Origin of the sequence: Glycomyces sp. MUSA5-2, assembly GCF_037034145.1 — a bacterium.
In the GTDB taxonomy this organism is placed as follows: Bacteria; Actinomycetota; Actinomycetes; order Mycobacteriales; family Micromonosporaceae; genus Glycomyces; species Glycomyces artemisiae.
The window spans coordinates 45,482-57,555 of sequence record NZ_JBAGKG010000004.1; the positions used below are offsets into that span (position 1 = coordinate 45,482).

General features: G+C 69.0%; 9 protein-coding genes. 8 read left to right on the top strand and 1 reads right to left on the bottom strand.

The window, feature by feature from the left end; translation table 11 throughout:
• The first annotated feature begins 76 nt into the window (after positions 1-76).
• The 4 genes from WA640_RS13885 (at position 77) to WA640_RS13900 (ending at position 6,035) form a co-directional block, all read left to right on the top strand.
• Positions 77-2,002: a beta-galactosidase gene (locus tag WA640_RS13885; protein ID WP_335988330.1), complete on the top strand. Its 1,926-nt coding sequence runs from the start codon at positions 77-79 to the stop codon at positions 2,000-2,002.
• Positions 1,995-4,013 carry a beta-galactosidase gene (locus WA640_RS13890; RefSeq protein ID WP_335988332.1) on the top strand — a complete coding sequence of 673 codons (2,019 nt, stop codon included), beginning with the start codon at positions 1,995-1,997 and terminating at the stop codon, positions 4,011-4,013. The genes WA640_RS13885 and WA640_RS13890 overlap by 8 nt, the downstream gene beginning before the upstream one ends.
• A 157-nt stretch (positions 4,014-4,170) precedes the next feature.
• On the top strand, positions 4,171-4,770 hold the full coding sequence (locus WA640_RS13895; protein WP_335988334.1) for a TetR/AcrR family transcriptional regulator: 600 nt from the start codon (positions 4,171-4,173) through the stop codon (positions 4,768-4,770).
• A 110-nt stretch (positions 4,771-4,880) separates the two neighbouring features.
• Positions 4,881-6,035 carry an FAD-dependent monooxygenase gene (locus tag WA640_RS13900; protein WP_335988335.1) on the top strand — a complete coding sequence of 385 codons (1,155 nt, stop codon included), beginning with the start codon at positions 4,881-4,883 and terminating at the stop codon, positions 6,033-6,035.
• An 83-nt stretch (positions 6,036-6,118) separates the two neighbouring features.
• Here the strand turns inward: WA640_RS13900 and WA640_RS13905 are convergent, their stop codons facing one another.
• The gene (locus tag WA640_RS13905; protein WP_335988336.1) at positions 6,119-6,697 is read right to left on the bottom strand and encodes a TetR/AcrR family transcriptional regulator; all 579 of its coding nucleotides are present in this window, start codon (positions 6,695-6,697) and stop codon (positions 6,119-6,121) included.
• A gap of 151 nt (positions 6,698-6,848) precedes the next feature.
• Here WA640_RS13905 and WA640_RS13910 point away from each other — a divergent pair, with 151 nt between their 5' ends.
• The 4 genes from WA640_RS13910 to WA640_RS13925 all read left to right on the top strand — a co-directional run bounded on the left by WA640_RS13910 (position 6,849) and on the right by WA640_RS13925 (position 11,557).
• A complete protein-coding gene (locus WA640_RS13910; protein WP_335988338.1) occupies positions 6,849-7,787 on the top strand; it encodes a cyclase family protein in 939 nt (312 codons plus the stop codon).
• A 96-nt stretch (positions 7,788-7,883) separates the two neighbouring features.
• Positions 7,884-8,534 (top strand): DsbA family oxidoreductase, encoded by a 651-nt coding sequence (locus WA640_RS13915; protein ID WP_335988340.1) that lies wholly within the window; start codon positions 7,884-7,886, stop codon positions 8,532-8,534.
• Positions 8,535-8,624: 90 nt separating this feature from the next.
• On the top strand, positions 8,625-10,628 hold the full coding sequence (locus WA640_RS13920; RefSeq protein ID WP_335988342.1) for a S9 family peptidase: 2,004 nt from the start codon (positions 8,625-8,627) through the stop codon (positions 10,626-10,628).
• 668 nt (positions 10,629-11,296) lie between these two features.
• On the top strand, positions 11,297-11,557 hold the full coding sequence (locus tag WA640_RS13925) for a hypothetical protein (RefSeq protein ID WP_335988344.1): 261 nt from the start codon (positions 11,297-11,299) through the stop codon (positions 11,555-11,557).
• Positions 11,558-12,074: the final 517 nt, after the last annotated feature.

The following is a 12,074-nucleotide window of genomic DNA, read 5'->3' on the forward strand; positions in this document are numbered from 1 at the left end:
GCGTGATCGCTCACGCAACAGTTACCATAGCACCGCCCCAGAGCGGGTACCACCGGATCGACGAACGGGAGCGCGGATGTACTTCGGCGGCGACTACAACCCCGAGCAGTGGCCCGAGGAGGTGTGGGACGAGGACGTCCGCCTCATGCGCGAGGCGCGGGTGAACCTGGTGAGCGTCGGGATCTTCGCCTGGGCGCGGCTCCAGCCCGACGAGGGCGAGTTCGACTTCGCCTGGCTCGACCGACTCCTGGACAAACTGCACGATGGGGGCGTCGCGGTCGATCTGGCGACGGCCACCGCCTCACCGCCCGCCTGGCTCGTGCACCGCTACCCCGACGTCCTGCCCGTGACCGCGACCGGCACCGTCCTGGGTCCGGGCAGCCGCCAGCACTTCGCGCCGACCTCGCCGGACTACCGGCGGCTCGCCGCCGAGCTGGCGACTGCGCTCGGGCGCCGCTACGCCGACCACCCCGCGGTGGTCATGTGGCACGTCAACAACGAGTACGCCTGTCACGTGCACGCCGACTACTCCGAGCACGCCGCCCGCGCCTTCCGCACCTGGCTCGCCGGCCGCTACGGCGACATCGACGCGCTCAACGCCGCCTGGGGCACCGCCTTCTGGTCCCAGCACTACCGCGGCTTCGACGAGGTCCGGCCGCCGCGGGCCTCGCCGACCACCCAGAACCCGTCGATGGTCCTCGACTGGCGGCGCTTCACCTCCGACTCGCTCCTGGACCTGTACAGGATGGAGCGCGACGCGCTCCGCGCCGCCGGGGCGACCCAGCCGGTCACCACGAACTTCATGGGGGCCTTCCCGTTCCTGGACTACTGGTCCTGGGCGCGGGAGGTCGACGTCGTCTCCCACGACGGCTACCCCGACCCGCGCGACCCCCAGGCGCACCGCCACGCCGCGTTCGCCGCCGACCTCATGCGCTCTCTCAAGCCCGACCGGCCGTGGCTGCTGATGGAGCAGGCCCCCAACGCCGTCCAGTGGCGGCCCAACAACGCCGCCAAGGCACCCGGGCAGATGGCCGCCTGGAGCGAGCAGGCCGCCGCCCGCGGCGCCGCGGGCATCCTGTACTTCCAATGGCGCCAATCCCGCAGCGGCGCCGAGAAGTTCCACTCCGCGATGCTCCCCCACTCCGGGAAGCGCTCGCGCACATGGAAGGAGATCGCCGCGCTCGGCGCGGCCCTCGAAGGCCGGGAGACGGCGGCGCCGCCTCCCGGCGAGGTCGCGATCGTCTTCGACTGGGAGAACCGGTGGGCGCTCGACCAGCCCGACCTCCCGGCCGACATCGACTACCAGGCCGAAGCCTTCGCCTGGTACGCCGCGCTCCACGAGCGACACGTCCAGGTGAGCTTCGTGCGCGCCGCGCACGACCTCTCCGGCTTCCGCCTCGTCATCGCCCCGGCCCTGTACCTGCTCACCGAGGAGGGCGCCGCCTCGCTCAAGCGGTACGTCGACAACGGCGGCGTCCTCGTGACCACCGCGTTCACCGACATCGTCGACGAGCACGACCGCTTCCGACCCGGCGGCTACAGCACCCGGCTCGCCGACCTCCTCGGCGGACGGCCCGTCGACTTCTTCGGGGTCCTGCCCGAGGAAGGGCGCATCGCCCGCGGCAGCGGCACGGAGTTCGCCGTGACCACCATGATCGAGGACTTCGACCTCGACGGCGGCCGTGTCCTCGCCCGGACCCTCGGCGGCGAGCCCGCTTTGATCAGCAACCGCTTCGGCGCCGGGACCTCGCTGCACCTCGCCTGCTTCACCGACCGGGCGGGCATCGGCGGCGTCCTGGAGCAGGCGCTGGCGACCGCCGGGGTCCGGCCCGTCGCCGACGGACTCGACCCCGCGGTCGAAGCCGTCGCCACCGGCCGCGGCATCACCCTCATCAACCAGTCGGCGGACCCCGTGCCGGTCAAGACCACCGACGGCACCTTCACCCTGGCCCCCTACGCGACCTGGCACCTGCCGTCCGAACAGGAAGACCACCATGCCTGAAGCCTTCACCGCCCGCACCCTCACCGGCCCAGGGAACCTCCTCGTCGGCGCCAACTACCACCCGCACGACTCCGGTCCCGAGACCTGGCGGCGCGACGCGGCGATGATGCGCGACGCCGGGCTGCGGATCGTCCGCCTCGGCCACCTCGCATGGGACACCTTCGAGCCGGCCGACGGCGACTTCCGCTTCGACTGGTTCGACGAGGCCATGGACGTCATGCACGAGCACGGCATCGGCGTCATCCTCGACCTCGCCGTGCGCCCCGCGCCGCTGTGGCTGCACCGCAAGCACCCCACGATCGGCGTCGTCGACCCCGACGGCACGAGCCGCTACCCGAACCACCGCTACACCGAGGACGCGGGCGACCCGCACTTCCGCGAACACGCGCTCCGCTTCGCCGACCGCCTCACGCGCCGCTACGCGACCCATCCCGCGCTCGCGGCGTTCGGCATCGACAACGAGCCCGGCGACGGCCCGATCTCCTACTCCCCCACCGTCAAAGCCCGCTTCATCAACTGGCTCAAGGCGAAGTACAGCGACCTGGAGGCGCTCAACCGTGCCTGGGCGAGCCAGCGCTGGTCCCGCCGGATCGGCGACTTCGCGGAGATCGGCCTCCCCCGGCCCAGCGTCGCCGGGGGTGCGCCCGAGCGCGTCCTGGACTTCCACCGCTTCGTCTCCGAGGAGATGAACGCGTACCTGACGGACCTGTCCGAAGTGGTCGAGGCGAACGCGCCGGGCACACTGACCACCTCGAACATGTGGTACTACGCCCCCAGCAAGCACTTCGACTGGGCCGCAGGGGCGTACGCGGGGCGACTCACCCGGCCCGGGAACGGCCTCTACCCCAGTCACTCCCTCATGGACACCGACAGCGTCCGCGACGCCCTCTTCGGCATCGCCCGCATCCGCTACGAGCAGGACGAGCCGTTCTGGTGCACCGAGTTCACCACCATGACGGCCGCCCCCGGCTCGATCCGCCGCTCCGCCTATGCGTCGCTGATGATGGGGAACCAGCTGGTGTGCGGGTGGACCTGGCAGACCATGCACGCCGGTGAGGAGCAGTTCCTGCAAGGCATGGTCGACTGGGACGGCGAGCCGACCCGCAAGCTCGACGAGTACCGGCAGATCGCCGCGGAGTTCCGCACGATCGAGGCGCTCGGCTTCCCCTACCGCGACCGGGCCGAGATCGCCATCGCGCTCGACTTCCCCAGCCAGATCGCCAGTGCGCCGCTCCCCGAGCGTCACGACGACCAGGCGCTCACCGCGTTCCGGACCGTCCTGGACCGGAACCTCGACGTGCGCATGGTCGACCTGGAGCGCTCCGCACTGGACTACAGGATCCTCATCATTCCGGGCGTGCTCGTCCTCAGCGAGCGCGCCGCGGAGGCGATCCGCGCCTTCGTCGCCCGCGGCGGCACCGCGATCATGACCGGCGACTCGGCGAGTCTGGACACCGACGGCCAGGCGTTCCGCACCACCAGACCCGGCCGCCTCGCCGACGTCTTCGGCATCCGCGTCGGCGCGTACGAGGAGCCCAGGCTTCTCAGCGAGCTCGTCGAGGCCCGCAAGGGGACCGACGAGGTCGAGATAGTCCTCGGCGAGCGCGTGCTGCGTGTCGAGTCGCCGCGGTTCGACCGCATCGAGCCGCGCGGCGCCGCGGTCATCGGGGCCATCACCGGTCTCGACCGGGAGTATCCGGCGGTCACCGCGCACCGGTACGGCGAAGGCACGGCCGTGTACATCGGGCTCCCTGCCCGCCGCGAGGTGCTCGGCGCCGTCCTGGGCGCGCAGATCGATCGCGTCGGCATCCGCATCGGCCCGGCCGCGCCCGAGGGGGTCATGGCCCGCGCGGTCACCGGTCGGCACCGCCTCTACTTGAATCTGCAGGGCACGGCCAAGCGCATCGAACTTCCGGGGTCCGCCAGCGGCATCTTGACCGGGCGACGCTACGAGCACGGGTTCGATCTGGGTCCTTGGGACGTCGAGTTCGTCGAACTGGACCGTTCCTGACCCGCCCTGGGGCGCGGTGACCCGCGAACCGCGCCCCCGCGCCGTAATCGGAGCCGCTGCTGCTCGCGGCCGCCGGTGCGATTGCTTCTGCGACAATCGAGGGATGACTGCATGCCGTGCCCGCATCCCCGCGCTCGTGCGACGAGGGCGGTGAGGGATGCCTCGGATCAACGCGGCGAGCGTCGGCGAGCACCGGGACCAGACGATGACGCGCCTCCTGGACGCGTTCGAGGCCGCACTCGACAGCGAGGGCTTCGCCGCGCTGACGCTCGCGGGCGTCGCTGCGCGGGCCGGGATCGCCCGCAACACGGTGTACAACTACGCAAAGGACAAGCAAGGGCTGCTGCACATCGCGGTCGAACGCGCCCTCCAGGTGGTCGAAGCCGACCTCGACGGGCCGACGAGCGCCGGCGCCTCGGCCGAGGAGCGGCTGTGCTCGGTCATCGACCGGCTCATGGAGGGGTTCACGCGCGGCGCGCCGCGGCTCCTGGTCCTCCAGGCACTGCAAGGCGCGTCCCCTGTCGAGGTCGAGGACGAGCTGCCGACCGCCGAACGGCTCCGCGAACGGATCGCGGTGGTGATCCGCGACGGCATCGAGGCCGGGGAGTTCCGTCCGGTCGCCGATCTGACGCTCACCGTGGCGATGATGTCCGGTGCCCTTGAGGCCGCGGTCAGGGCGCTCGGGCGCGGCGACCGGACAACCGAGGCGGTCACCGGCGAGGCGAAGTCGCTGATCCTGCACGCCATCCGGGCCTAGCTCAGGTCCGTGGCATCCGCCACATTCACCGCGGAAGGGACACGCGACACTAGTTTTACGACGCGCCGTCGCATAAGATTGCGACGAATCGTCGTGAAAATGGAGGCGGCATGGAACCGAAGCACAGCAGGGCGCTCATCGTCGGGGCCGGCATCGCAGGCATGGCCACGGCCATCCGCCTGCGGCAGATCGGATGGGATCCGCTCATCGTCGAGCGCTCCCCTGAACGCCGGACCGGCGGCTATTTCATCGGGCTCTACCCTGAGGGACGCGAAGCCGCCCAGCGCCTGGGCATCTTCGACGACCTCCACACCCGCACGCCGCAGACCAGGCGCACGTGGGAGATCGACAGCGACGGCAACCGGAGCCGCGGCTTCGGATTCCTGGAACGCCCCGGCAGCCCCGACGCCGTCTTGCGCGGGGATATCGAACAGTCGCTCTGGGACCACCTGGGCGACATCCCGATCCGGTTCGCGACCGTTCCGACCGCCGTCGCACCAGGTCCCGCGTCGGTCGCCGTCACGCTGCGCGACGAGGTCCTCGGCACGGAGCGGACCGAGGAGTTCGACCTCCTCGTCGGCGCCGACGGCCTCAGGTCGACCGTCCGCAGATTCGCCTTCGGGCCGCACGAGCAGTTCATGAAGCCGCTCAACCGCATGATCTGCGCGTTCCAGCTCCGCGAACAGGTCCCCTACACGCCACCGCAGGACAGCCTGGTCCTGGCCGAGAGGGGCAGGGCCCTGTGGGTGTTCGCCTTCGAGGACCGCCCGCCGACCGCGCTGTTCACCTACCAGGTGGACGATGTGGACGCCCAGTTCGCCCGGCCCGCCAAGGACGTCCTGCGGGAGGTGTACGGCGACATCGGGCACTCGGAGGCCGTCGCGCACGTCCTGCACGAGCTCGACGATGCCGAGGAGCTGCTGTTCGACTCGGTCAACCTCGTCGACATGCCCTCCTGGCATTCGGGCCGGACCGTCCTGGTCGGCGACTCGGCGTGGTGCCTCACCCTCTACTCCGGCATGGGCGCCTCGGCCGGCCTGCTCGGCGGCCTCGGGCTCGGCGACGCAATCGAGCAGCACCCGGGCGACCTGCCCGCAGCGCTCGCGGCCTGGGAAGCGGGGATGCGGCCCCTGATCCGCAAGAACCAGTTCGCCGTCAAGTTCAAACGGCACATCTTCGCCCCCGGCAACAACCTCATCGCCAATGTCCGGCGCAGGCTCATCCACCGGGCCGCGAAGCAGGCGTCGCAGTCAGGAACTCGTTGATCACCGTCGACGAGGCGCCGGTTGTCGACTTTGGTTTCACCGGCTGAGGGTGCCTGTCCGGGCAGCTGTCAAGCCAGGCGCCCTCAGCCGGAAGGCACGGCTTGCGCAGCGAGCGCCGCGGCGTTCATCAGTTCCTCGCGGGGGGCTCCGGTGGCGGCCTGGACCGCCAGGCCCTCGGCGGCGACCAGCACGTACCGGGCCAGGGCCGCGCAGTCGGTGCCGGTCGGCAGATCCCGCTCCGCCACCGCCCTCTCGAAGCGGTCGATGACCGCGCGGCGGACCAGCTCGCGTTGGGCCGCCAGCAAGTCCGCGATCTCACTGGAGGCGAGTCCGGCCTGCACCGTCAGACACCCGCGCGGCCGACCCGGGGTGGTGTACGCCTCGACCAGGCTGGTCAGCAGCCGCAGGGCGGCTTCACGCGCAGTGGGCTGCGCGAGCGCCTCGCCGGGCAGGCCGCAGCGCATCTCGGCGTAGCGGTCCAGCACTCGCGCAAAGAGCTGCCGCTTGTTGCCGAAGGCCGCATACAGGCTGGGCGGCCTGATGTCCATCGCCTCGGTCAGGTCGGCGATCGAGGTGCCCTGGTAGCCCTGCCGCCAGAACAACTCCACGGCCACATCCAGCGCGGCCTGTTCGTCGAAGGCCCGCTTTCCGCCTCTGGGCATCGCCCCTCCCTCTCGTCCGCATCGACTGGACGATCGCTTTAGTGATCGCTATAGTACAACCATCCACTACTTTAGTGATCGCTACACGGAAGATTGGGGCGCTCATGCGGCCACTTCCGACTGCGAAGCCCGAGACCATCAAGGAGCGACGATGACCGACACCACGACCTGGCCGCACCACGCACTCGGCGAGGAGCTGAGCAACTGGGGCCGATGGGGTGACGACGACGAGATCGGCACGCTGAACTTCATCACCCCCGCAAAGCGCGTCGCCGCCGCGGCGCTGGTCCGGACCGGGAAGCGCTTTGACCTGGGGATGCCGTTCGGCAAGGAGGGACCAGCCGCGCCGAGCTCGTTCCGGTCCAATCCCCAGCACGTGATGACCGTGCTGCCCTCGGACACCGCCGGCGCCCCCGACGGCATGATCGGCTCGGACGACCTGGTGGTCATGAGCCTGCAAGCGGCGACGCAGTGGGACGGCCTCGCCCACATGGGATACGACGGGTCCTTCTACAACAACGTGCCGGCCGGCGCGGTGAACAACTTCACCGGAGCCGCCAGGAACTCGTTCGACAAGGCGGCCGGGCGCCTGATCACGCGCGGCGTGCTGCTGGACATCGCCGCGCTCAAGGGCGTCGACCGCCTGCCGGACTCGTACGCCGTCACCGCGGCCGACCTGCTGGCCGCTGAACAGCGCCAGGGCGTCCGGGTCGAGTCCGGAGACGTCCTCTGCGTCCGCACCGGCTGGCACCGGTGGTTCCTGGAGGGCGACCGCGAGCACTACATGAGCGAGAGCGAAGCCGGACTCGGCCTCGATACCCTCCGCTGGCTCCACGAGCGCGAAGCCGCCGCCGTGGCACTCGACAACTGGGCGGTCGAGGTGTACCCGTCGCCGATCGAAGGCGCCTACGCGCCGTTCCACCAGGTCGCCATCCGGGACCTGGGGCTCACCCTCGGCGAGATGTTCGACTTCGAGGAGCTCGCCGCCGACTGCGCCGAGGACGGGGTCTGGGAGTTCCACCTCTGCGCGCCCGGTCTCAAGGTCACCGGCTCGGTCGGCACCCCCATCACCCCGATCGCACTCAAATAGACCGCTCACCGGCGCGGCACGCACGACCTCGCTGCGGGACGCGCGTGCCGCGCGCCGACCCGACCGCCTACCCGCAACCAGGAGGACACACCCGACATGGCGACCACCCGACTGACGATCGACGTATGGGCAGATGTGCTCTGCCCCTGGTGCTACGTCAGCGAATACCGCCTGGCCACCGCGATTGCGCAGTCCCCGCACGCGGCCGATATCGACCTGCGAATCCACACGTTCGAGCTCGATCCGACCGTTCCCACCCGGGTCCAGCCGACCCTGGACTACCGGACCGCGAAATACGGGGTCACCCGCGCCCAGGCGCGGGCGATGGAGGCCGCCGCGGCCGGTCAGGCTGCCGCCGAGGGCCTGCCCTACGTGCTCGAACGGCCCGTGCGCAGCACCTTCGACATGCTGCGCCTCGTACAGCTGGGCACCGAGCACGGTGTCGGCTGGGAGTACATGCGGGCCATGCAGACCGAGTTGTACGGCGGCAACCCGGACGCGTTCGGCAACGACACACTGACCCGCCTCGGCAGAGAACTCGGCATCCCCGTCGCGGAGATCCGCAGCGTGCTCGCCACCGACCGCTACAGCGAGGCCGTGCGATCCGACCACACCGCCGCCACGGCGCTCGGCGCCACCGGCGTCCCCTTCACCGTGCTCGGCCAACGCCTCGCAATCCCCGGCGCGGTCAGCGCTCACCAGTACACCACCGCTATCGACCAGGCATGGAACCTGATCAACGGCTGAACCCGACCTCAGCCACACTCCTATACCGGTTCGGGCCCGTCGTCAGGGCCCTGGTTTGCGGAGGGAATGCGGTGAACGATGATGATCGCCATGGCTGACTCCCTGAGTGATACTCCTGCCTTTCACGACCTGTTCATCGCACAGCCCCGTCTGATCGACCTCGTCCTTGCTCCTGATGGCACCCGCTTGATCGCCTCGGTGCAGACGGTCAACCGGGAGGCAACCGGGTACGCAACGAGGCTGTTGGAGGTGGATCCGTCGGGCGAGCGCGAGTCGTTCCTCGTGACCGAGCCGGCCCAAAGCGAGTTCGCTCCCGCGTTCGCTGCCGATGGCACGCTGCGGTTCCTCTCCCACCGCGAGAGCTACAGCTCCTCTGGCAAGTCAGGCGAGATCGAGGGTGTGGCGCTGTGGGCTCGGTCTGCGGACGGCGAGGTGGAACTGGTGGCCCATCACCCAGGAGGCGTATCCGCTTTCACTGTCGCCAAACAGGGTGGCTCGGTCGCCTATACCGCGGCGCTGCTGGTCGGGGCCGCCGATACTGCGACGCACGCCGAACGTCGCCGTCAGCGCGAGAACGCCGGTGTCAACGCGGTCCTGCACGGGGCGAACGCGACCCGAGCATGGCGCAGAGCCCTCGGCCCCGATGAACCGCACACGTTCGTCCAGCACCCCGGCAAAGCACCGATCAAGGTCGGCAGCCAGGATGCCCCTGGCGGAGACGTGGTGCTTTCACCGGACGGATCACTCGTCGCCTACACACGAGCAGGGGACGCTCCGGACACGAACGTCGTGGTGGTTGCCGACGCAGCCGCTGGGGTCGAGCGCCTCACGTTCCTGCGCCCCGGCGACCAGTATTACCGCCTGGCATTCACCGCTGACAGCTCGAAGTTGATCTGCCAGCGGCAGCGGGAGGAGACCTACGACGCGGAATGGCAGGTCACGCTGGTCGCGTTCGACCTGGACTCGCGCGAAGAGACCGATCTATTGCCGGAGTTCGACAACTGGCCGTGGCCGGGGAGGGCCGTCCTCTCACCGATCCCCGGGGACACCACACTCTGGTTCACCGGAGACGAACAGGGCCATTGCCCGGTCTTCCGGCGCGACCCGGACGGTACGGTCACTCGCCTGACCGCCTCCGGGGCCTATGCTTCCCTGTGCGTGACGCCCGACGGGTCCACCCTCTATGCGCTGCGCAGCGGGATCGACAGTCCGCCTCGCGTGGTCCGGCTGGACGCCGCCGCTGCCGATCAGCAGCCCGCGTTCTTGAAGACCCCGAGCGAGCTCGGCTCGCTTCCCGGCACGCTGACCGCGGTGCACGCCGAAGGAGACGATGGATTCCCACTGCGCGCCTGGCTCGTCCTGCCCGAGGGCGCCTCGGCCGGGCACCCGGCGCCGCTGATCGTGGCCCCGCACGGCGGACCGCAGATGTCCTGGAGCGCTTGGACATGGTTGTGGAACCCGTGGCCGCTGGCCGCCCGCGGCTACGCGGTGCTGCTGCCGGACCCCGCGCTCTCGACAGGTTACGGGCAACGCATGCAAGAGCGCGGTCGAGGCCAATACGGCGGCCAGCCCTACCGCGACGTCATCGCACTAACAGACGCGGCGCTGGAACGCGACGACCTCGACGCGACCCGGACCGGCCTCGCCGGCTGGTCCTACGGCGGCTATCTCGCCAACCGGACCGCGACCCGCACCGACCGCTTCAAGGCGATCGTCTCGCACGCCGGGATGTGGAACCTGGAGGCGTTCCAGGCCGACACGGAGCTGCACGCCTACTTCCACAAGATCTTCGGTGACCCCTTGGCGCAGCGTGAACGATACGACGCCAACTCACCACACCGCGATGCGGCGAAGGTGACGACGCCGATCCTGATCGTGCACGGCGGCAAGGACTACCGGGTCCCGGTAGGCCAGGCCCAGAGCCTGTACAACGACCTGATGCGGTTCGACGTGCCGGTCAGATTCCTGTACTTCCCCGACGAAGGCCATGGCATCGGCACACCGAACCATCTCCGGCTGATGTACGAAACCGTACTGAACTTCTTCGACCACCACCTCCTCGGGCAGGAGTGGCGCCAACCCGCACTGCTTTGACCCATCCTCCACCAGGTAACCCAGATGCCCTGATAGACAGGTTGAAGACCGCCCACCAGTCGATCTCATCCAGCGCGTGTGGCCCGAACGTCGGCGATACCAGGTGACGAGGACCTTCCACGAGGGCGGATGGGAATGCCCTGCTCCACGACCCATCGGCGCTAATTCGTCGCACCTGTCGCCATCCCATCCTCTCCCGCATCGGAGGCGTGGACATCGTGAGTCACGTCAGATCACGGCCGTGATCGAGGATCTTGCATGCCCACGCACCCGCGCCGCAGTACCGGATCTCCGAGATCTCGTGAAGCAGGGCAGCGTGCGCAGCTACAAGGTAAGAACATCGGGTAGTCGACTACTGCACGACACCGGACCCCGAAGGCCGGTTACCGACCCGATTACCAGCCCCGGAAAACCAAGAACCCCGGTCACCCGTGAAAGGTGACCGAGGTTCGAGTAGACCATCTCTGGTCGGCCTAACACTCGTTTACTCGAACCCAAATCCCCAGCTAGATGGCCTTCTGAAACGCCTATCCGGCCCCTTGCCCACCCGCGGCCCCGAAACCGGCCCCTCGACCCCGGGCTCCCCCGAGGACCAGCCCGAGGTCGCCTACCCGCCAGCACCCCCACGGACGATCAGTAAACGCCTCTCCCCCACCGATCAGTCCGACTTGATCACAGCGTTCAACGCCGGCGCCACCCAGAAGACCCTCGCCGCCAAATACGGCATCAGCACCCGCAGCATCAAACGCCTCGCCCACGGCAACTCCAACCGGCCCCAAGCCACCGCCAACCGACTCACCCCCGACCAACAAGCAGCCATCATCCACACCTACGCCACAGGTGGCACCACCCAGGCCGACCTTGCCCGCACCTACAACGTCGACACCAGCACCATCAAACGCCTCCTCCGCAAACACCGAAACGGATAAAAAGGGAGGAGAAGAACTTGGGTGGGCGCGGACACGCCAAGGGTGGATGCGGGTGTAGCCCACCCACACCCACCACCTACACCCTGGCACCGACCTAGAATCCAACCAGCGACCTTCTACCTCTCGGACGGACGCCCACTCTCGTCGCCCAGAAACTCGCCGACCTGCGAATTCACTCGGAGTCCGAGATCGCCTCGCCCTCAACAGCCACGAGTTCGAATCCCGCTACCTCCACAAACGGACATATAGAACAAAAAGGGCCTTCATGTCGAAGGTCCTTTTTTTATTACCTTGTAATGTGATCCGGTATTCTTAGGTTGCAGACTATTCGGAAGCGGACGGCAAGGACGGCTCGTACAACTGGGCTCCCGGTCAAAATCAGCGACTTCAGGCTGGCTCAGATCGGTTGCGACGCAATCGATCCGAGAGGCGCGCGGAGCGACTTGACGGGGGAATGTCTCGTCAGGCCCTGCCGTGGCAACGCCTGACGAGGCCGGTTTATGACCGACGGGCAGTC